General features: G+C 65.1%; 16 protein-coding genes and 2 pseudogenes. 9 read left to right on the top strand and 9 right to left on the bottom strand.

What is annotated here, in order from left to right:
• The 4 genes from VGE27_RS05150 to VGE27_RS05135 all read left to right on the top strand — a co-directional run.
• The coding region (locus tag VGE27_RS05150; protein ID WP_331048564.1) for a hypothetical protein at positions 1-219 on the top strand (219 nt) is incomplete at its 5' end.
• Positions 216-1,775, top strand: a complete 1,560-nt coding sequence (locus tag VGE27_RS05145) for a hypothetical protein (RefSeq protein ID WP_331048563.1) — start codon at positions 216-218, stop codon at positions 1,773-1,775. The genes VGE27_RS05150 and VGE27_RS05145, both read left to right, overlap by 4 nt.
• On the top strand, positions 1,772-3,322 hold the full coding sequence (locus VGE27_RS05140) for a hypothetical protein (protein ID WP_331048562.1): 1,551 nt from the start codon (positions 1,772-1,774) through the stop codon (positions 3,320-3,322). The genes VGE27_RS05145 and VGE27_RS05140 overlap by 4 nt, the downstream gene beginning before the upstream one ends.
• Positions 3,323-3,476: 154 nt before the next feature.
• Positions 3,477-4,478, top strand: a complete 1,002-nt coding sequence (locus VGE27_RS05135) for a DUF4412 domain-containing protein (RefSeq protein ID WP_331048561.1) — start codon at positions 3,477-3,479, stop codon at positions 4,476-4,478.
• Between the two features lie 80 nt (positions 4,479-4,558).
• On the opposite strand, the gene VGE27_RS05130 is transcribed toward VGE27_RS05135, so the two are convergent.
• The gene (locus tag VGE27_RS05130; RefSeq protein WP_331048560.1) at positions 4,559-6,703 is read right to left on the bottom strand and encodes a dehydrogenase E1 component subunit alpha/beta; all 2,145 of its coding nucleotides are present in this window, start codon (positions 6,701-6,703) and stop codon (positions 4,559-4,561) included.
• Between the two features lie 176 nt (positions 6,704-6,879).
• On the opposite strand from VGE27_RS05130, the gene VGE27_RS05125 reads away from it, so the two are divergent.
• The 5 genes from VGE27_RS05125 (at position 6,880) to VGE27_RS05105 (ending at position 11,863) form a co-directional block, all read left to right on the top strand.
• Positions 6,880-7,374, top strand: a complete 495-nt coding sequence (locus tag VGE27_RS05125; protein WP_331048559.1) for an HIT family protein — start codon at positions 6,880-6,882, stop codon at positions 7,372-7,374.
• Positions 7,375-7,529: 155 nt separating this feature from the next.
• Positions 7,530-8,045: an HNH endonuclease gene (locus VGE27_RS05120; protein ID WP_331048558.1), complete on the top strand. Its 516-nt coding sequence runs from the start codon at positions 7,530-7,532 to the stop codon at positions 8,043-8,045.
• A gap of 88 nt (positions 8,046-8,133) precedes the next feature.
• Positions 8,134-10,164: a DUF3857 domain-containing protein gene (locus VGE27_RS05115; protein WP_331048557.1), complete on the top strand. Its 2,031-nt coding sequence runs from the start codon at positions 8,134-8,136 to the stop codon at positions 10,162-10,164.
• Positions 10,165-10,208: 44 nt separating this feature from the next.
• Positions 10,209-11,075 carry a KPN_02809 family neutral zinc metallopeptidase gene (gene ypfJ / locus VGE27_RS05110; RefSeq protein ID WP_331048556.1) on the top strand — a complete coding sequence of 289 codons (867 nt, stop codon included), beginning with the start codon at positions 10,209-10,211 and terminating at the stop codon, positions 11,073-11,075.
• Positions 11,072-11,863, top strand: a complete 792-nt coding sequence (locus VGE27_RS05105) for a creatininase family protein (RefSeq protein ID WP_331048555.1) — start codon at positions 11,072-11,074, stop codon at positions 11,861-11,863. The genes ypfJ and VGE27_RS05105 overlap by 4 nt, the downstream gene beginning before the upstream one ends.
• 21 nt (positions 11,864-11,884) lie before the next feature.
• On the opposite strand, the gene VGE27_RS05100 is transcribed toward VGE27_RS05105, so the two are convergent.
• The 8 genes and pseudogenes from VGE27_RS05100 to VGE27_RS05070 form a co-directional block, all read right to left on the bottom strand.
• Positions 11,885-15,040, bottom strand: a complete 3,156-nt coding sequence (locus VGE27_RS05100) for a CusA/CzcA family heavy metal efflux RND transporter (protein WP_331048554.1) — start codon at positions 15,038-15,040, stop codon at positions 11,885-11,887.
• 3 nt (positions 15,041-15,043) lie between these two features.
• Positions 15,044-15,901: an efflux RND transporter periplasmic adaptor subunit gene (locus VGE27_RS05095; RefSeq protein WP_331048553.1), complete on the bottom strand. Its 858-nt coding sequence runs from the start codon at positions 15,899-15,901 to the stop codon at positions 15,044-15,046.
• Between the two features lie 176 nt (positions 15,902-16,077).
• Positions 16,078-17,373 carry a TolC family protein gene (locus VGE27_RS05090; protein WP_331048552.1) on the bottom strand — a complete coding sequence of 432 codons (1,296 nt, stop codon included), beginning with the start codon at positions 17,371-17,373 and terminating at the stop codon, positions 16,078-16,080.
• The gene (locus VGE27_RS05085; protein WP_331048551.1) at positions 17,370-17,663 is read right to left on the bottom strand and encodes a hypothetical protein; all 294 of its coding nucleotides are present in this window, start codon (positions 17,661-17,663) and stop codon (positions 17,370-17,372) included. Before VGE27_RS05085 ends, VGE27_RS05090 begins: the two co-directional genes overlap by 4 nt.
• 134 nt (positions 17,664-17,797) lie before the next feature.
• A pseudogene (locus VGE27_RS19540) lies at positions 17,798-18,169 on the bottom strand (sensor histidine kinase); the annotation flags it as partial.
• Positions 18,170-18,394: 225 nt separating this feature from the next.
• Positions 18,395-18,913 (bottom strand): annotated as a pseudogene (locus tag VGE27_RS19535) (DUF4118 domain-containing protein); the annotation flags it as partial.
• 44 nt (positions 18,914-18,957) lie between these two features.
• Entirely contained in the window at positions 18,958-19,689 is a 732-nt protein-coding gene (locus tag VGE27_RS05075; protein WP_331048549.1) for a response regulator transcription factor, read from the bottom strand.
• Between the two features lie 11 nt (positions 19,690-19,700).
• The gene (locus VGE27_RS05070) at positions 19,701-20,531 is read right to left on the bottom strand and encodes an NAD+ synthase (protein ID WP_414653540.1); all 831 of its coding nucleotides are present in this window, start codon (positions 20,529-20,531) and stop codon (positions 19,701-19,703) included.
• Between the last annotated feature and the right edge of the window lie 268 nt (positions 20,532-20,799).

The raw sequence follows: 20,799 nt of genomic DNA, 5'->3' as shown, positions 1-20,799 counted from the left end.
CACGATCCGGCGATCGCTGTCACCTGGCCGACCGATTGGCTTGCGGTGCAGACATCCGGTCTGCGTGTGACCGCACTGATCCCCCACATGCCAGAGGACGAGTTGGCCGCCGTGGTGCGCAGCAGCGCTGGCGACGGCGCGCGCTATCTCGTGAGCGAGCCGACTCTCAAGGAGCTCTATCTTGCGCTCGGACACACGATGCCGCCGAGCATCGGATGAACTCCCCACGGCGAGAGACGTCGTCTTTTGCGGCTCAGCTTCTCCATCAGCTGCGCTTCGATATCACGCGCATTCGCTGGAGCGTGTTTGCCTTCGCCGCGGCATTGTACGTCACATTGCTGATCAGCTCTACCTCGGGTCTGGAACCGACCGAGGGGCTGTCATACATGGTGCCACTACTTGTCAGTGTCACGGCAGCCGTGGCTATGGTGGCGAGTACGCAGAGCGATTGGCCATTCAGTGATCGAGACTTCCGTGTCGGCAAGCCGGTTGCCACGGCTGTTCTGGCATGCTCGAAGCTGTTGCTACTCGTGATGCTCTGGATGACGCCACTTGTTTCGGCGGCTGTGTATCTCGGGGTGCTTGGCATGCCCGCGAAGGAGGTGCTGTCCCTCCTCGAGCGGCCAGCGCTTCTGCTGGCCTGCCTGCTGGCAACGGCGATGGGGCTTGGTGTACTCACACGGAATCTGCGTACGGCGATTCTCGGCGCCTTGTTGTTGCCATTGAGTGTCGTGCTGATCGACCGCCTGGTCGGGGTGAAAGCCGCCGCGTTTTTTGCACGGTCTGGGATCGCATCCGTGGCACCGACGTTTGTGTCGGTGACGCTGGTGGGAGGGGCGGCGGCTTTACTCTTCGCGGCCTACAGCCGTCGACTGTCACGCGGAGCGGCATCGGTGTTGGCACTTGGCGGATTCAGCGTATCCCTCGCGGTGTCGTCGAATGCACCATCGATGGCCCGACGGGACGTTTCACTCCCGGTGCTGAGCTCTGTGCCCGAATCGATTTCTCTGACACAGGTTGGCGAGGATCGTGTGGCGCAGGACGATGGCTGGCCGTTTCAGATCCGCGTGGACGGAATGCAGCCAGAGGCGCGGTACCAGCTACGCAATGTTTTGGTGCACGTGCGGTATACGCACGGCCCTGACACTCACAGTGCGCTGTCGTCGCCCACAGATCCCGGCCATGTCATGCGATACTTCGAAGCGCCTGCCGGGGCTGGTTCAACCGTGATGGCGTTGCCGGTTCCGATCGGTGTCGATCGCCAGCGAGCGATTCGTGCCGTCGAGCTCAACGCGGAACTGATACGGCTGACCGCACGCCGACTTCCGCTGGTGGATAGCACCATACGGCTGTTCGGAAGCAAGACGTCCTCGTTGGTGCGGTTGCGTTGGTCCCTGGCAGACGGTGTGCACCTCGCCAGCTGGAGTCAGCTCGACTGCGACACAGACATGCCGGTGGATGTGGCTTTCGATGGGTCGGAGAAGCAACTGGAGTTCGTCGTGCGGCGTCAGCGTGGTGCCTCGCCGGAACGATTCTTCAGTCAGCCCATGACGCGCTGGGCCGGTGCGTGGCTCCTGATTGGCATCGAACGAAGAGGTTGGGTTGGTGCACTCCAGCCGATGGCGTCCCCCACGCCACAGGCGTCACGCCGTGCCTACATCCCTGCTGGTGCCGTGATCGACGTATTCGAAGTGGTGCCTATCGGCAGAATCAATGTGCATGGAGCATATCAATTGGATTCGGCACGCGCGTTGGCGACGCGGGAGGACTCATGACGCTGGTCCAGTCCATCCTGCATCAACTGCGATTCGATCTGCTCCGGCTCCGCGCCTACTGGCTGACCTTTCTGGTCTTGTTGACCGTGTCTGCCGTGGACGCCGCCAGCTGGGTTCCTGAAGATCTGAGCCATTGGTTTCTGCCCATGTTGCCATTTCTGGCGGCATTGCTCGTGGTGGTGGCGACCATGCAGTTGGACAACATCCGGAATTCGACGGCATTTGCACGCACCAAGCCCGCAACGGGCTTTGCGTTGTTTGGCGCCAAAGTGATTCTGGTGCTCGCGGTATTGCTCGTCAGCGGCGCAGTGGTCGCTGTAGTAGGGATGCTGCTCGGGTTCCCCGCGCACACCATTCGCGACACGAGCCTGAGCGCGATGGCGGCACTTGGTATCTGGGTCTTGCCGGCGGCTCTGCTGGGCAGGGCCACGAACGATCTTGTCGGTGCGGTACTGCTGGCAGTGGGCGCAACCTCGTTTGCGTGGCTGGCTCCGTTGGCGCGCGGGACCACGATGGCCGTCCGGATCGATCCCCTCGTCGCCAGGGTGGCGCTCATCCTCTGTGTCTATTTGCTGCTCGAGTCGTTGTGGCGGCGAATTCCTCGCTCCGTGCTGACAGGGGTAACCGTGCTCGCGTGTTTCGGTGCATGCGGGGTGTCAATGATGTATCCCGCCTCGCGCGAGAAACGGGGGGTGTTGGCAAACACGACGGAGCGCCTGCATCTGGAAGAGGTGCGTTGGCCCGAGCGCGGTGCTGAGCCGGCCGTGATGGTGCGACTGCGATTGGATAGCCTGCAGAAGAACGCCCGCTACGACCTGCTGCCGTCACGACTTCATCTCTGGTTCGTAGAAGGGGACAGCGTGAACGTGCCCTTTGGCTCCGCGCAGCTGGGAGGTGTGAACGACGCGCCACGCGAGGGTAACGCTTCCCGATCGCCTTTCCTCGCACCCGGTCTCGTGGGTGACGTGCCCACGTCCACATGGACCTATGCCACGGTGGCCGATTCGAATGGCATCACACACAGCACATCGCTCGTGCTTCACTCGGCAGCGCTGCGTTCGTATGCAGGGCGACATGTTGCCAAAGCCGTGCTGCATGCGACCATCGCGCGCGAGGCCGGCACCTCGATCAGTAATATCCCGTTTCGAGACAATTGGCAGCGCACGGACGGCGTTCAGCAGATCCGAGTGCGAGAGACCCGGGGAGAGATGGGCGAGTCGGCGGGGCGTCCGCAGTGGCTCATCCAGCGGACCGCCTTTCAGACTGGACGCGACGAGCCAAACCTGGGAGATGGTGACGGGCATATCGTCTCTCCCGGCTACGATGACCAGTTGCGTGCCGTGCGCGTGAGCATGAGTCGTTTCAGCACGCGATTCTGGCTGCTACCCGGAACCAGGAAGGCCACCCGCGAGTCGGCCGTGGAGGCGCCCAACGATTCGATTGCGGCTCTTGTCAGATCCCATGCCTACTTCGACCTGACCTATTGGGAACGGGAAGGTCGGTTCTCGCGCTCTGCCGAGCTCCGGTATTCGCCGCCCAGCCGCTGAGCCGGCGCAGCACAGTCGCTGGTGGCGCAGAGGATGTCGCCAACGTCACACTCCCGGCACGTTGCTTGCCCTCCGATCCGGGACGAATAGCTTCAACCTGTTCGGGTGGCGCGTCCGCGCTGATGGCCCAGTCTTCGACGATGAGGAATTTCCCATGACCATGACGCTTCGCACCACCGCGGCTCTCGCTGCCGGCGCAGTGCTGTTGTCCGCGGCGAAACCGCTGCCCAAGCCAGTCGTGCCGGTGGCCCCTGCGCCCGTCGCCTCCGGTGTGACATTCACCTACCGCATCACCTCGAGCAGCAGCGACAAGCGCACCCGCGAGTCGCGCAACATGCTCTCCACGGTGCGCATGCAGGACGGCAACGTCCGCATGGATTACACCGAGGGCCTCACGCCCCTTGGCGAAAAGAACGGCTACGTCATCGTGCAGGGAGAGGCTGGTCGCTTCGTGGTGGTGAACCCGAAGGACAAGAAGGCCATGATCATGAGCGCCGAAGGCTTCGGCAGCGGCATGGGTGCACTCATGAACAATCCCATGCTCAAGATGACCATGAGCAACACGTCCTTCCGCTTCAGGGACATGGGCGCGGGTGAGGCCATCCTCGGTTACAAGACCCGCAAGGTGCGCACCTGGTACACGAGCACCATGGAGCTCAAGGCCATGATGATGCCCGACCAGAAGATCACCACGGCCGATTCCAGCGATCAGTGGATTGCCACGGGCATGGATCTGGGCGCCAAGGACATGGAGCAGTGGGCGAAGTCGTTTGCGTCGGGCGTGAAGGCCACGAACCCCGAACTCGCGGCCGAGATGAAGAAGTACACCAACGAGTACGGCAAGTCGGGCATCGCGCTGCGCACCATCACGTGGTCCACACAGACCGACAAGAAGGGCAAGGTCGTCGCCGACACGATCACGTCGGAAGTCACCGACCTCAAGTCGGGCTCCATCGACGCCTCGATGTTCGAGATTCCGAAGGGCTATGAAGTCGTGGACATGTCCAAGATGATGGCCGAGATGTCGGCGTCGATGGACAGCGCCAAGGCGTCGGGCGCGAAGGAGAGCAAAGACGGCAAGAAGGCCGAGGAGAAAGGCTCGGCAGGCGATGCACTCAAGCAGGGACTGGGCGGGCTGCTGCGCAAGAAGAAGTAAGGCACCTGTCGCGCGGCAAAGACAAAACCCCCGGCTCACCATGAGTGAGCCGGGGGTTCGTCATTGCAGCCTGCAGAAACTCAGTAGGCCGCGAGTTCCACGTAGGCCTGACGGAACGTCTCCACCTGCGGCAGGGTGGCGTCTTCGAGCTGCGGGGCATAGCCCACCCACGAATCGGCGCTGGCAATGCGGCGCACGGGGGCGTCGAGCCACGCGAAGCACTCGTCGGCGATCTTGGCGGCGATTTCCGCGCCGTAACCGAACGACAGCGAGTCTTCGGTGGCCACGATCACGCGGCTCGTCTTCTTCACGCTGTTGAACACGGTCTCCTGGTCCCACGGCGAGAGCGTGCGCAGGTCGATCACTTCGACGCTCGGGCCGCCTTCTTCCGCGATCTGCTTGGCTGCCACCAGCGCACGCTGCACGGTCGCGCCGTACGTCACGAGCGTGATGTCGGTGCCTTCCCGCAGGATGGACGCCTTGCCGAACGGGATCATGAAGTTGGGGCCCGGATACTGCCCCTTGTTGTACGTCTGACGGTACAGGTGCTTGTGCTCGAGGAAGAGCACCGGGTCTTCCGAACGGATGGCCGTACGGAGCAGGCCGTTCGCATCGAGTGCGTTGCTCGGGCACACCACGCGCAGGCCAGGGTTGTGCGTGAAGAGCGACGCACCGGTCTGCGAGTGATAGATGGCGCCGCGGATGTAGCCGCCGTACGTGGTGCGCACGACCACCGGCGACGAGAACGCGTTGTTGGAGCGCCAGCGCATCGTGGCCAGTTCGCCACGGATCTGCATGAAGGCGGGCCAGATGTAATCGAAGAACTGGATTTCGACGACCGGCTTGAAGCCGCGGTGCGCCAGGCCGATCGCGCGGCCCATGATGTTGGCTTCGGCCAGCGGCGAGTTGTACACGCGCGCGCCGCCGAACTTGGTCTGCAGGCCGTGCGTCACCTTGAACACGCCGCCCTTGCCCTTGACCTTGCCGAGGTACTGCTCGCGCGAGACGTCGGCCACGTCTTCACCGAAGACGAGGATGCGTTCGTCGCGCGCCATCTCGTCACGCATGCAGGCATTGAGCAGGTCCACCATGGTGGTGGGCTCGCCGCTGAACTGCGGATCGTCTTCGGTATCGAACTGTTCCGAGGTCGGATCGACATCGGGCGAGTACACCGCGTACATCACTGAATCGGGTGACGGCTGCGGCTGTTCGAGCGCGTCGTCAGTAGCGGCCAGGATTTCGGCGTCGGCGGCATCACGGATGGCCTGGATGTCGGCTTCCGTGGCATGGCCTTCGGCAATCAACCACGCCGGGAACGTCGTGATCGGATCGCGCGCCGCGTCGGCTTCACGCTCCTCGGGCGGACGGTAGAACACTTCGTCGTCCGACAGCGAGTGCGAGTACGGGCGAATGACCTTGGCGTGCACGAGGGCCGGGCCCTTGCGCTCGCGGGCATACGCCACGGCACGCTGCATGACTTCATACGACGCCAGCAGGTCGCAGCCGTCGACTTCCTGGATGTAGAGACCCGGGAACGATGCGACGAGCTTGGAGATCGAGCCGCCGGCGGTGTTCACTTCCACCGGCACCGAGATCGCGTACCCGTTGTCCTCGACGATGTAGACGACCGGCAGCTTGAGATTGGAAGCCGTATTGAGCGACTCCCAGAACTCGCCTTCGGAGGTCGTGCCGTCGCCGGTGGTGACGATGGTGACTTCGTCGCCATGGAAGCTGTCGTCCGCCAGTTCGGTCTTGGCAGCGCGCAGCGTGGCTTCGGCGTTACCGACGGCCTGCAGGAACTGCGTGCCGGTGGGCGAAGACACGGACACGATGTTCAGGTCCTTGTGGCCCCAGTGGCTGGGCATCTGGCGGCCGCCCGAATTCGGGTCGACGGCAGCGCCGACGGCGCTGTACAGCATCTCGGCCGGCGTCATGCCCAACTGCAGGCAGAGTGCGCGGTCACGGTAGTACAGATAGAACCAGTCGTAGGTCGGCTTGGTGGCCAGACCTGCGGCGGTCATGATCGCTTCGTGCCCGGCGCCGGAGATCTGGAAGAAGATCCGGTTCTGGCGCTTGAGCTGAATTTCCTTGTCGTCGAGTCGGCGCGACGTGTACATCACGCGGAACGCGTCGAGCAACTGCTCGCGCGAAAGGGCAGGCGCGCTCGGCGTCGGCTCTGAAGTCGCCGCCTGGCGGGCGCGGCTCGGACGGGTCGAAGTGGCCATCGGTGGGATCTGAGGGGACGTCGAGAAAACGGGCAACTGTTCAACTTAGTGAAACGCGCTGGTGGGGGCAGAGGTTGACGCCGCGCCCGCCAGCACGCCGCGCTTGCCTCCGGGTGCGACGCCGGGCAGGTTGGCACGGAAGCCCGTCGACCCTCCGCCACCGTCCCGCACGCGCCATGCACGCGCCAACCGCCCCACTCAAGCCGTCCACCGGACACTGCATCTTCTGCGACCTGATCCGAGGCGCGGCCGAAGTGTCGATCTGCTATGAGGATGCGACTGCCATCGCGTTCCTCGATATCCAGCCGGTCAACCCTGGTCACGTACTGGTCGTCCCGCGAGAGCATTACGAGCTGATCGAGGAGGTGCCCAAAGACCTCAGCACCCATCTGCTCGACGTCGCGCTGACGCTGGTGCCGGCCATCCAGACGGCATCCGGGGCGCCGGATATCAATGTCGTGGTCAAGTCGGGCGCTGCGGCCGGCCAGGATGTGATGCACTACCACATCCATCTCATTCCACGGCGTGAAGGGGACGGGTTCGATATTCCCCTACCGTTCGGGGCGTCGGAGATGCCCAACCGACAGCAGCTCGACGGCATGGCGGCCCGGATCGGGAGTCTCCTGCGTGATCCACTGGCCCGCAACGGCAGCGCCGGAAAGCGGAGCTGAATGGACCCACCGCGTCTGGCGTAACGGCGCGGTCTCCAAGGTGTTGCACGGCCCGGTCCGCTCTTGACGAGAGCAGGAACGTGATCCAACGTGCGGATGTCGTCGAACAGCAGGCAGTCTCCAGGATCACCCCGTGTGATGGCCCGAGGAGGATGATGCGCGCGTCGAACCGAAATCCGCTCTATCGCCCCGATGTGAGGCTTACTGCCTCCGCCGGGGCGTCGTCGTTTGTGGACCGTCGCAAGCCGGGTCGTGGTGCCCGCTGCCCCGTCCAGCGTTCTGGCTCTTCCCGTGCGGCGCGCCCGGCCCGTCGCTCCGGAGGCTTCGCTCACCTCGACTTCAAGCACGCGCTGCGTCGAGGCGCCCTGCGGGATTGTGGCCATCGCTGTGCCTACTGCGCCACGCCGCTGCGTTTCGACAACGCCACGCTCGATCATGTGATGCCGCGCTCGCTGGGTGGCGCCAACGATCCGGGCAACCTCGTGGTGGCCTGCGGACCGTGCAATCGACTCAAGGGCGACCAGTTGCCCTTCGAGTTCTTCAGTCGCCATCCCTGGGCGGGGGAGAACTTCGTGCGATACGCCAGCACGGTGCACCGGGCGCTCAAGCGCGGCGCACGGCGGGCTGTCAGCCTGGCCTTCGCACGGATGCACGAGGCGTTCGCGGCCTGATCGGCGGACTCTGGGGCGTGCCAGACGGCGACAGGCAATGTCGCGCATCTGGTGCGCCGACGGGAAAGGCGGCGGTTATAGTTGGGACATGCCGCCCCGCGCTTGGTTCCGCCGATTGTTGCAGGTCCGTCCACTCCGATCAGGCCTGACATCGGCTGGGCTAACCATCCTTGTCTGCGGGGCCAGCGCATCGAGCGCGCATGGTCAGGCGCCGGCCCGCGCCCCGTCGGACACCATCGTACGCCTCGCCCTCGATCCCACCCGTGTGCGTGGTGCGCCGTTTGTCGTGTTGCTCGATGAAGGCACGTTCCGCGTGGAGCGGGACGGCACGTGGCGTAACGATGTGCGACAGGTGATGCAGGTGCTCGATGCCAACGGCGTGCGCACGATGGCCGAGCGGGCGCTGACGTTCTCGCGTAGTCATCAGCGATTGACGGTGCGCTGGGTGCGTGTGCTGCGGCCGAATGGTGAGGTGATCAGCGATCGCGCCGCCCAGGAACAGGACGCCGATGTGCCAGCGGCCATGAACAATCCGGTGTATCAGGACCAGCGCGTGCGCCGGTTGTCGTTGGCCGGTGTCGCTCCGGGCACGATCGTCGACATCGCCTTCACGCTGGAAGAGCAGGCCCCGCAACGCGCCGGCGACTATCTGCATCGCTGGGCGCTCAACGGCCTGTTTCCGGTGCGCCGTTCGCTGTTCACGTTGGACGTACCCGCGGGATATGCGCCCACGATCGTCGAACGCAATCTCGTCGCGCCGCGTCAGGACGACACGGTTGATGGGCGACGCCGGTTCCGGTGGACCTCGATCGACCAGGTGCCGCTGCGCGCGGAACCGTTTGCGGCCGACTCGAATGGAGTAGCGCAGACGATCACGGTGTCTGCCCCGGGCGACTGGAACGGACTCGCGGCGTGGTACAATGGCCTCTCGCGCGAACGATATGAGGTATCGGCGGCGGTGGGTCGTGTGGCCGACTCTGTCGTGGCCGCGGCTGGCCCACGCAGCCGTGCAGATTCATTGCGCGCCTGGCATCGCTGGGTGGCGCAGGATATCCGGTATGTGTCGGTGGCGCTGGGCATCGGTGGTTATCAGCCCCGCACACCGGATGAAGTGCTGCGCACCGGTTTTGGTGACTGCAAGGACAAGACGACACTGTTCGTGGCGCTGCTGCGGCGCGCTGGCATCGAGGCAGAGCCTGTGGTGCTCGCACTCTCGGGGCGCCCCGATCCGGCATCACCCAGCATCTTCCAGTTCAACCACGTGATCGCTGCAGTGCGTGATGGCGCAGCATGGCGCTACACCGATCTCACGGCCGACATCTTCCCGTACGGTGAGATCCCGGAGTCGTATCAGGGCGCCTTCGCGGTGCGGGTGACATCCGGTGGCACCGCAGCACCGGTAACGCTGCCGTCCACGGCACCAGCGAGCAATCACGCCCGACAGCAGGTCGTGGCGCGCATCGACGCCAACGGCGCCATGATCGGCACGGTGCAGGAGGAGGCGCAGGGGTCGGCGGCGCCCACGCTCCGCGCACTGCTCGCGGCAGCGGCCGATCAGAATCGACGCACGGCCGCGATACGTGCGCTCGCCCAGCGTCTTGCCGGCAACGAGGCGGCTGCGGCGGTCATGATCGACTCGCTGGAAGGCAGCCATGGACGTGATCTCGCCACGTCACCACGTCTGCGGTATCGCATGCGTGTGCCGGATGTGGTGCGCACCGTGTCGGGGGTGCGCTTGTTGCGACTGCCGGCTGCGATGCGTGGCCCGGCGCGACAGCTCCGTACCATGCTGGGGCAGATTGATTCCACGCGTCCGCGGCTGCTGCCCATCGACGCCGCTCGCGTGATACCGCCGGCGTCGGCCACGATCGAATGGCGCGTGACCTTGCCCGACGGATGGACGGTGGATCTGCCGACGAATGTGAACACCACCAGCTTTTTCGGACGCTACCGATCCACCTGGACACTCGACGGACAGGAGTTGCGCGTGGTGCGCGAGCTCGAGGGCGGACGGGGTGTATTCGGTCCGCAACGGTTGCCGGAAGTGCGCACGTGGTTGCAGACGGTTGGCGCGGACGACCAGGAATTTCTCACCTTGAAAGCCGGCCGCGCACCGTAGCGAAGTTCTTTTCCTTTGGCTCAACGCCGGATCGTGGAGGCAGCATGCGCTGGACCCCAGGTGGACGCAGCAACAATCTCGAAGACCGTCGTGGACAGAGTGGCGGCGGTGGTATGCGCGGTGGCCCCGGTGGTGGCATGCGCATTGGACTGGGTGGCATGGTGATCCTGCTGATCCTGAGCCTCGTCTTCAAGCGCGACCTCATCACTCCGCTCACTGGCGGTGCGGTGCCTGGTGCAGAGGTGCCATCCGCTCAGGCGCCGGCGGCGCTGCAGGATCCGCAGGAAGAGCAGATGGTGCAGTTCGTGTCGTTCGTGCTCGACACCACGCAGGCGACCTGGACCCGCATCCTGCCGCAGTACCAGCCCGCCAAGCTCGTGCTGTTCCGCGATGCGGTGCAGTCGGCGTGTGGTGCGGCCGAGTCGGCGTCTGGGCCGTTCTACTGCCCGGGCGACTACAAGGTGTATGTCGATCTGTCGTTCTTCGATCAGCTCGACCGGCAGTTCGGCGCGCCGGGTGACTTTGCGCAGGCCTATGTGCTGGCGCACGAGATCGGGCATCACGTGCAGAACCTGCTGGGCACCGAGCGGGAGATGCGTGCAGCGCAGCAGCGCAATCCGTCGGCCGCCAACCGACTCTCCGTGGCGATGGAATTGCAGGCCGACTGTTATGCCGGTGTGTGGGGACATGCCGCCGCGCAGGCGGGGGTGCTGCAGTCTGGCGATCTCGAAGAGGGACTCGGCGCAGCGGCGGCCGTCGGTGATGATCACCTGCAGAAAATGTCCACCGGTCGTGTGAGTCCGGAGTCCTTCACGCATGGTTCGTCGGCCGAACGTTCGCGCTGGTTCCGTCGCGGTTTCGACAGCGGCGATCCGCGGCAGTGCGACACGTTTGCGGCGGCAGGGCGATGAGTGATCTGACCAACGGACGCGGACCGCGCCCTGGGGTACTGGCCGAACAGACGTGGCCGGCGATGCGTGAAGGTGCCTGGCCGGTGGCGCTGTTGCCGTTCGGCGCCACCGAGCCGCACAACACGCACCTGCCGTACGGCACGGATACGCTGCTGGGTACCGAAGTTGCTGCGCGCGTGGCGGCGCATGCGATTGCCCATGGCACGGGCGTGCTGGCGTTGCCGCCCATCCCATTTGGCGTGAACACGACGCAGCTCGACCTGCGGTTCACGATCAACGTCATGCCCAGCACACAGCTCATCGTGCTGCGCGATGTGGTGCGCAGTCTCGAACCGCACGGCGTGCGCGCGTTGGTGCTGCTCAACGCCCATGGCGGCAACGAGCTGCGTGCTCTGGTGCGCGAGCTGCAGCCCGAAACGTCCATCATGCTCGCGATCGTGAACTGGTGGCAGACCGCCGGCAGCAATGTGTTCCGCGAGCCCGGTGATCATGCCGGCGAACTGGAAACTGCCGCCGTGATGCACATCGCCCCCGGTCTTGTTGTCGAGGATCGCAGCGCATGGGGTGATGGTGCCGTGAATCCCAGCGCGCTCGAGGCGGTACGAAAGGGATGGGCGTGGATGCCACGTCGGTGGACACAGTTGTCGGCTGACACCGGCGTGGGTGATCCGCGATCGGCCACTGAGCCCGCCGGCGCCCAGTTCATGGCGCAGGCGGTGGAACGCATCAGTGGATTTTGCAGGGAGCTCGCGGTAGCCGACCCCAATGCACTCTGGAAGGCGCCGTAAGACTCGTCGCGAGCAGGATGGTCAGAACACATCCTGCTCGACGGCAGCCCCGCGCGCACGGTGCCGGCCGCGGTAGCGACGGGCCAGACGGGCCCGCTCCACCACGAAGTACAGGGCCGGCATCACGAACAGCGTGAGCAAGAGCGCCGACAGCAGCCCGCCCACGATGACCGAGGCGAGCGGACGCTGAATGTCACTGCCAATCCCTTCGGCACGCGCGGCCGGAATCAAGCCGATCAACGCCACCGACATCATCATGAGAATGGGCCGGAACTGTGTGACCGCGCCTTCCAATACCGCGCGGTGCAGGCGCATCAGGCGTTCCTGTCGCAGCATGTTGATGTAGCTGACCAGCAGCACGCCGGACATCACGGCCACGCCAAACAGGGAAATGAATCCCACTCCGGCCGACACGCTGAAGTTGATGTTGCGCGCCAATAGCGCAGCGATCCCGCCAACCATGGCAAAGGGCACATTCATCAGCACGATGCTCGCGTCCACCAGGCTGTTGTCGAACAGAACAAACAGCACGATGAAGATGAGCACCACCGTGATGGGCACGATGAGTGCGAGACGTCCGCGTGCACGGGTGAGATTCTCGAACTGACCACCCCAGCGAATGTCATAGCCATCGGGCAACTGTACGGCCTTGGCCACACGCTCCTGTGCCTCGGCCACAAAGCTGCCCTGGTCACGCCCGACGATGTTGGTGCGCACACCCATCTGCCGGATGCCGTTCTCGCGGGCCACCAGCGTCTGGCCTTCCACCAGCTTCACGCGTGCCACCTGCGACAGGGGAATACGCGCACCGCTGGCGGTGAGAATCTGCAGTGCCTCGATGGCCGGAATGCTCGACCGCGCTTCACGGGTGTAGCGCAGCGTGATCGCAAACCGGCGGTCGCCCTCGTACACCTCGCTCACCGGACTGCCCGCGACGGCGAGATCGATGACGGTGTTCACGTCGCTGATATCGATGCCGTAGCGGGCGAGCGCTTCCCGGTCCACGTCGACCAACAACTGCGTCTGCGGGCCTTCCTGTTCCAGGCCGCTGGCCGAGGCGCCGCGCACCTGACGCACTTCCTCCAGCACCTCGAGCGCGAGACGCCGCAGCACCGCGGGATCCTGACCATTCACGAGCACCGCCAGGTCAGCCGCAGAACCCGTCACCGCTTCGCTCACGTTGTCGAGAATGGGTTGTGAGAAGCTGAAGCTGGCGCCTGGCATGCGCGCGTCGAGCGCTTCCTGCATGGCCTTCTGCAAGTCTGCCTTGTTGCGGCCCGTGGTCCAGCTGTCGTAGGGGCGCAACTGCACCAGTGTTTCGATGCGACTCGGACCGTAGGGATCGGTGCCGTCGTCATTACGGCCCAGCGATGAGATCGCGACCCGCACTTCGGGGAACTCGGCGAGTGTGGCGCGGATCTGTGGGGGGTATTGGCGGGCTTCGTCGATGGCGATGCCCGATGGCAGGATGCACCGGATATTGAAACCGCCTTCATCGAGCTGCGGCAGGAATTCGGTGCCCACCACACGCGCCGCTGCCAGCGAGATGGCAATGAGTAGCCCCGCTCCGGCCAGCACCGGCAGCGGACGACGCAGTACGCCGCGCACCGTGTTGCGGTACCGTTCACCAAGCCAATGCAGCACCGGATTGTGCCGCTCGCGAAAGTTGCGTCCCAGCAGCAACGAGCAGGCGACCGGCACAATGGTGAGCGCCAGCACCAGCGACGTGCCAATCGCAAACGAGAGCGTGAACGCCATCGGGCGGAACAGCTTGCCCTCCACGCGCTGCAGCGTGAACAGCGGCAGGAAGGCCAGAATGATGATGAGCACGGCGAACACGATCTGCCGGCGTACCTCGGCACCTGCCGCGAAGATTGCCCGTCGGTTGCCCAGCCTGCGCTCGTCGTCCGTCTGGTGCGACAAGGTGCGGGCGATGGCTTCCACCATCACCACGGAGGCATCCACGATGATGCCGAAGTCGATCGCCCCCAGCGACAGCAGGTTGGCGGGGATGCCCGTCAGCTTCATGAGCACGAACGCCCCACACAACGACAGCGGAATGGTCACGGCCACCGCGGTGGCCAGGCGCAAGTCACCCAGGAACAGCAGCAGCACGATGGTGACGATGAACAGTCCCTCGGCCAGTGTGTGCGTGACCGTTCGGAGAGTCGCCTGCACCAGCTCCGAGCGGTCGTACAGCACTCGCACCTTCACCCCGTCAGGGAGACCGCTGGTGTTCAGCGCCTCGATGCGTGCCTTGACAGCATCCAGCACGTCAGATGGATTCTCGCCGCGGCGCATGAGCACGATGCCTTCCACACCATCGTCCACATCTTCACCGCGCGTGAGATCCACGAAACCCAGCACGCCGGTGGGGGGCAGGGGACCGGTCTCCACACTGGCCACGTCGCGCAGAAACAGGGGGACACCGCGCTGTGTGGCGACAACGGTGCGGCCAAGGTCCTCTGCATCGGTGATGCGTCCCATCACGCGCACCGCCAACTGCGAGGCGCCACTGCGAATGACATTGCCGCCCGTGCTGTTGTTGTTCTCGCGGATGGACTGGGCCAGCTGTTCGAGCGTGAGTCCAAATTTCTGTAGTCGCTCCGGGTCGATCACCACATTGAACTGGCGAACCAGGCCGCCGAAGTTCGTGATATCGGTGACGCCGGGCGCCTGCAGCAGTCGCGGAATCACCACCCAGTCCTGCAGCTCACGCAGCTGCATGGAGTTGTGGCGACCGTCGCTCTCCACCACGTAGCGTACAATTTCGCCGACAGGCGTGGACAACGGCGCCAGCTGTGGTTGTGTCCCATCGGGCAGGTCGGCGTCGCGCAGCTTCTCCAGCACCTGCTGGCGCGCAAAGAAATCGTCGGTGCCTTCCTGAAAGGTGAGCTTCACGATGGACAGGCCGAAGATCGTGCGCGAGCGACGATTGATCACCCGCGGCACGCTGTTCACCGCGCGCTCCACGGGAATGGTGATCTGCTGCTCCACTTCTTCCGCGGCACGGCCATCGTACTGCGTGATGATGGCGACTTCGGTGTCGGAGACGTCCGGGTAGGCTTCGAGCTTGAGTGTCCGCCAGCTTGCGACACCGGCAATGACGAGCAGTGCGGCCAACACCAGCACCATGAGGCGTTGACGCAGCGAGAATCGGGTAATGGCTTCGAGCATGCGTCAGTACCCGAAGGAAAGGCCCTTGAGCAGCATGACATTGGATGTCACGACCTGCTCACCGGGCTGAATGCCGCCGAGTACTGCGACGAGGTTGCCGTCGTCGGGACCGAGGGTGAGTTCGCGGCGCTCGAACACGTCCCCCACACGCACGAAGGCAAACGTCCGGGCATCGGCCTGCACGAGCGCCGTGCGCGGCACCGCTACCGCCTGCGCGGCGCGTTGCTCGACCTGAACGGACGCGAACATGCCGGGACGCACACCACCCGGTTGACTCACGAGAATGGCCACACGTGCGGTGCGGGTCTGTGGGTCGATGGCGTCACTCACCGCGATCACACGCCCACGCTGTGGTGCATCGGGGAACGAGGTAAGATCAACGAGGGCGACCGCACCAACCCGCACCAGCCCGATGCGGCCTTCGGGAAGATCGGCACTCACGAGCGCCGCTCCGGCGCCGATGCGCGACAACACTGCCGGGTCGAGTCCGGCTTCACGCAGCCGAGCCTCCGTTTCCCGCACATGTGATTCGGCCTGCAGTACATCCACCTCGGCATCGTCGAGGTCCTTGCCAGCGGCGGCCCCATTCTGCGCCAGAGCGCCCAGGCGCTCCGCCACACGACGCGTGCGCGCCAATTCCGTGCGTGCGCGGAGAAACTCCGCATAGGCCTGCGAGAGGTCGGGGGTCTCGAAGATGAGCAGGGGGGTGGAGAGCTCACGGGCTGCAACAGCCGTTGCCACCACACGTCCGGGCAGTCGCTGCGCCACGGCAAACGTCTTGCGCTCAGCCGTGATCAGCGTGAAACGGGAGCCCCGCGCGCTGTCGAGCACGATGCGATCACCGGCAGCCAGTGTCGACACCGTCGCGGGTGGTGTCGACCGGGATCCTTCGCCCGCGGGCTTCGAGACGACGCTCGTGGCCGTATCACCAGAGGGCAACTCAGCGGATGGTTCTACCGTTGTGCAGGCGGCGCTCAGTGCGCACAGGCAGGCCAATCCAAATTGGCGCGTGGTAGGCAAGTGAATCGACAAAGGGGTCATGGCTGGGTCTCCGGGGCGAGGCCTGCCACGAAGTGCAGGTGAATGAGGCTGCGGTTCACGTCGGCGACGGCGTCGACATGGGCACGTCGGATGTCGTCGTAGCTGCGTTCGGCGTCGAGCAACTCGACGAGGGACGTCGCGCCGTTGCGATAGGCGAACTCCGCGGCGGTGCGGGCGGCCAGCGCCTGCGCGAGAATGCCATCGGTGGTGGTGCCGAAACGGGACAAGGCCGCTGCGCGTGTATCGACCATGGCCAATGCGCGCCGAAGCTCCACACGCACCTCACGCTCGATGCGTTCCACGTCGTCACGTGCCTGTGCCACCCGCACGATGGCCTTCTGGCGCTCACCCTGATTGCGGTTGTTGCGGGGCAGTGGCAGACGCACTGACGCACCATACAGTGGGATGTACTGCTGCATGCTGTACTCCACCGAGAAGGCAACGTCCGGCTTGCCCATCGCGTGCTGGAGCTTCTGGTCCGACTGCGCAACTTCCACCGACTGCCGTGCCGCGATCAGGTCAGCGCGCGCGCGGAGCGCTTCGTTTTCCAACGCCCCAACGCTGTCTGCTCCGGGGAGCGATGCCATGGGCGCCAACGTATCGGACGGGACGATGATGGCCGATACGCCGAGCAGTCGGGCAAGCGTGGCTTGTGCATCGGCTGACTCTCCACGCTGCGCATCCAATGCTACTGCCGCCCGTCCACGTTCGACGGTGATGCGAGCCAGCTCGGCGTCGGAGATCTGCCGCGCATCGCGGCGTGCACGGCTCACGGTGACCAGGCGGTTGTAGCTCTCGAGTGTGCCGGCAGCGATACGCTCCTCTGCCTGTGACGCGAGCAGCTCGGTCCAAGCCAGTTGCACCTCGAGCATTTGCTGACGAAACACATCCACCGCGCGCTGCTCTGACAGTGCCCGGGCACGGGTGGCGACTTCGGTGCGCAGACCGCGCTTGTTGCCGCGCTCGATGGGGAACGCGAGCTGCATGCCGTACTGGCGGCTGTTCGGGTGGGTTTCGCCGCCACCGAGTGGCAGCACGTCGGCGATGACTTCGAGCTCCGGATTGGGCCGAAGCCGCGCAGTAGTGATATCGCCATCGGAGAGCGCCATATCGAAACGCGCGGTGCGTGCCGCCGGATTGTTGCGCTGTACGAGCGCCGGCAGATCTGTCACACGCAGGCGCAGGGTGTCGGCCTGCGGTTGCTGCTGCGCCGACAGCACGGCCGCGGGCCACACCATCATGATGAGCGCAGCGACCAAGGCCGCGCGTGCCCGAGATGTTGGTGCGCTCACAGGCGCTGCTCGCGCAGGTACGCGTGCGCCTCCACCGCATAGGCGAGTACGGCATGGTGGGGCTGCAACTCGTCGTGCACTGCCCGAAGGATGGATTCGGCGTCGAGTGCACTGACCAACGACTCGGTGAGCGTGAAGGCGGGGCGCGCCGTCGCCACCTCTCCGTCCGACGTGGCCACGCTGCTGTGCAGGCAGGTGTGCGCGCCTCTCGCCGTGAGTAACGCCACAACGGCGTCGGTCAGCGATGGGTCGGCGATGATGCGAACCAGGCGAAGTGTGTGCAGATGCATCGCGTACGATCTTCCGAGCGGGAGTGAGGAATCGACTCCCGCATCGTAGCCAAGCACGGCGACGTGATTGTGCACATCACCGCTAATGTTCTGCTATGCCCAATCTTGTGTGCTAAGGTTGTGCTAACGTGCCGCTACGTTCTGTTCGTAGCCTGCCCATCGTATGTCGTATCGGGCACCACATCAGCCCAATCGATGGCCGGTAGTGTGAGCACGAACCGCGTGAGGCCGGTGCCATCACTGCTCGCCAGTACGAGGGCGCCGGATTGCGCCTCGGTGAGTGCCCGCGCGATGGCCAGGCCAAGTCCCACACCGGGCACACGTGACTGCTCGAATGTGCTGCCGGCGCGCGTGAACGGCTCGAAGATGCGTTCGCGGTCGGTGCCGGGGATTTCGGGACCGAGATTCGAGACGGAGAAGCGCAGCGAGTGTCCGGCGCGGTCCACATGCAGGTCGATACGACTGCCCATAGTGCCGTACTTCGCTGCATTCTCCACCAGATTCACCAGCACACGTGTGCTCAGCACGAGATCGAACGATCCCGCCAGCACGGGGCCAGACATCGGCACATGTGTGTGCAGGGTGTGCGACGTCAGCCTGTCGCCGCATTCCCGCGCCACGGCGCCCACCAGGTCCTCAGCCGGATACGTCTCGATGCGCACGGGCAATGCCCCACCGCGAATGCGCGAGTAGTCCAGCAACTCCCGCACGAGATGCGCGAGGCGATCGGTCTCCTGCTGCACCAGCAGCCAGTCGGCGTCGTCTGCCACCGATCGTCGCCCGGCCAGCGCACGAATGGTGGTGAGCGGTGTGTGCAGGTCGTGTGAGACCGTCGCCAACAACGCGTCCTTCATGCGATTGGCCTCGGCCAGCCCCTCGGCCTGCGCCGCCTGCATCGCCAGGGCGGTGCGTTCGGCAGCCAGGCGCTCGATTTCCCGCGCGCGCGTCTCTGCCAGCGTGGCGCGATTGCGGGCGATGGTGAGCAAGCGCGCCGCCACCACGGCCACGATCAAGAACGACGTGAGCTCGATCAAGTCCACGCCTTTCGGCAGGTCGATCGTGTCGAGTGGCGACTCGAAGTAGTAGCTGAGCAACGCGAAGGCGATCAACGCGATGCTGACGCCGGCCGCGAAGCCCACCGTGGCGCTGGCGCCCAGGACGATGAGCAGCATCATGAGCGCGGCGTGGGTTTGCTCCACCTCTTCGCGCGAGGGAATCAGCACCGCCACCAAGGCGGCCAGTGCCACCACCCACAGCAGCCACAGCGTGAGCGTCCGTCGGTGGTTGCGGAGCACTAGACCGCCTCGTCGGGTCCGGGTGGTTCGAAGCGGTAGCCCACGCCGGGGTCGGTCACGATGAAACGCGGTTCCGCGGGGTTTGCCTCGATCTTGCGACGCAGGTGCGTGAGGTGCACGCGCAGGTGCAGACTCGCATCGCCGTATTCCCGATTCCGCACGGCCAGAAACAGTTGGCGATGGGTCATCGTGCGGCCGCGCTGACCCACGAGTACCCGCAGCAATGTCCACTCGGTGGGTGTCAACCGAAGAGCCTGTCCGCCCCGGGTGGCCACGCGTTGCTGCAGGTCGAGCTCCACGTCGCCAAGTCGCAGTCGCACCGGCGAGATGCCATCGCGACGGTCGCTGAACCGGCGCACATGGGCCTGAATGCGCGCCACCAGTTCGGGACTGGAGAAGGGCTTGGTGACGTAGTCGTCGGCGCCGGCGTTCAGCAGCGCGACCTTGGTGCTTTCGTCGTGCATGGCGGAGAGCACGAGAATGGGCACCTGCGTGAAGGCGCGCAGCGACTGGCACAACTCGAGCCCCGAGCTGTCGGGCAGACCGAGGTCCAGAATGATCGCGTCGAGGGCCTGCCGCGAGGCAATGGTGAGCCCCTCCTGCGCGGTCGCCGCTTCACTGACGTCCGCCGCGTACTCCTGCAAGGCTTCACGCAGGGCACGACGGACGTGTTCATCATCCTCCACAATGAGGAGATGCAGGCGGACACCGGTCACATGGACACCGGTCATGGTGCCGCCCTTCAGTAGTCGACCGGGCGAAGGTACGACTCACCAATTCCTGACTGGCTCACCAGCGCGGTGGCGGGCGGACGGCGCTTCCAGTGCGTGCCGTTGAGGCGACGCGATACGATGGCCAACTCTTCCTCGGAGATGCCACGCGCACGCATGGCTTCGTCAGAGTAGCCGTGCAACAAGCCGTTGAGGATCTCGTCTGCCCGTGGATACGAGATGCCCAGATCGCTCTCGTCCGTCTGGCCCAAGATCAGGTCGGCCGTTGGTGCCTTCGTGATCACGATGGACGGCAACTGCAGGTGGCGCGCCAGCTCCCACACCTGCGTCTTGTACAGATCACCGATCGGATTCACCGGCGGTGAGTCATCGGCGTGCCAGGTGAAGTAGCCGAACAGGCGTTCGGTCTTGTTGCCGGTGCCCAGCGGCAGCGCACGGTAGCGCGCCGACAGATCGAACAGCGCGATCATGCGCACACGCGCCATCACGTTGCCACGACGCCCACCATCGGCATCGGGTTCGTTGGCGAGATATCCATCCACCGCCGGCGAGATATCCAGCGTGCGCGACTCGATCCCCAGCGCATCGATCACCAGCTGCGCATGATCCAGCGACTCGGCGCTCGAGGTGCGATACGGCAACCGCACACCAATCACGTTGGACGCACCGAGCGCTCGCACGGCGAGCGCGGCGGTTACTGCAGAGTCGACGCCACCGGAGATACCGATCACCGCCTTCCCGAAGCCGCGGCGGGTCATCTCTTCACGCAGGAAGCCCGTCAGCCACTCTTCGGTGAGTTCCGCATCGATGGCCAGCGGCGGTGGACCACCGTGATCCCGCATGCCGTGACGAATGACCGGCAACTGCTCGGGCAGCGCGCGCACCACCGTGTTCGCCTTCTGCAGCAGGTCGGTGGGAATCGCAAACTCACCGGTCGTGAAGCCGCGTGCCTGACGCAACAGGTCGGCCGCACCGGGCTCAGGACCATCGTAGGCCAGCGCGGGCGGCACACCTTCGGTCACACGCCGCACGTTGTCGAGCACATGCGGCAACGCCACGCGCAGATCGCTGAGCAACGGGCTGTCCGAGCGGGCCCGCACGATGTCGTCG

This window comes from Gemmatimonas sp. (assembly GCF_036405635.1).
GTDB lineage: Bacteria > Gemmatimonadota > Gemmatimonadetes > Gemmatimonadales > Gemmatimonadaceae > Gemmatimonas.
This window is presented reverse-complemented; position numbering and strand designations above follow the sequence as displayed.

Coding starts and splice junctions, on each gene's coding strand:
- VGE27_RS05145 (WP_331048563.1), top strand. CDS start 216: ATGAACTCCCCACGGCGAGAGACGTCGTCTTTTGCGGCTCAGCTTCTC.
- VGE27_RS05140 (WP_331048562.1), top strand. CDS start 1,772: ATGACGCTGGTCCAGTCCATCCTGCATCAACTGCGATTCGATCTGCTC.
- VGE27_RS05135 (WP_331048561.1), top strand. CDS start 3,477: ATGACCATGACGCTTCGCACCACCGCGGCTCTCGCTGCCGGCGCAGTG.
- VGE27_RS05130 (WP_331048560.1), bottom strand. CDS start 6,703: ATGGCCACTTCGACCCGTCCGAGCCGCGCCCGCCAGGCGGCGACTTCA.
- VGE27_RS05125 (WP_331048559.1), top strand. CDS start 6,880: ATGCACGCGCCAACCGCCCCACTCAAGCCGTCCACCGGACACTGCATC.
- VGE27_RS05120 (WP_331048558.1), top strand. CDS start 7,530: ATGCGCGCGTCGAACCGAAATCCGCTCTATCGCCCCGATGTGAGGCTT.
- VGE27_RS05115 (WP_331048557.1), top strand. CDS start 8,134: ATGCCGCCCCGCGCTTGGTTCCGCCGATTGTTGCAGGTCCGTCCACTC.
- ypfJ (WP_331048556.1), top strand. CDS start 10,209: ATGCGCTGGACCCCAGGTGGACGCAGCAACAATCTCGAAGACCGTCGT.
- VGE27_RS05105 (WP_331048555.1), top strand. CDS start 11,072: ATGAGTGATCTGACCAACGGACGCGGACCGCGCCCTGGGGTACTGGCC.
- VGE27_RS05100 (WP_331048554.1), bottom strand. CDS start 15,040: ATGCTCGAAGCCATTACCCGATTCTCGCTGCGTCAACGCCTCATGGTG.
- VGE27_RS05085 (WP_331048551.1), bottom strand. CDS start 17,663: ATGCATCTGCACACACTTCGCCTGGTTCGCATCATCGCCGACCCATCG.
- VGE27_RS05075 (WP_331048549.1), bottom strand. CDS start 19,689: ATGACCGGTGTCCATGTGACCGGTGTCCGCCTGCATCTCCTCATTGTG.
- VGE27_RS05070 (WP_414653540.1), bottom strand. CDS start 20,531: ATGCGGGATCACGGTGGTCCACCGCCGCTGGCCATCGATGCGGAACTC.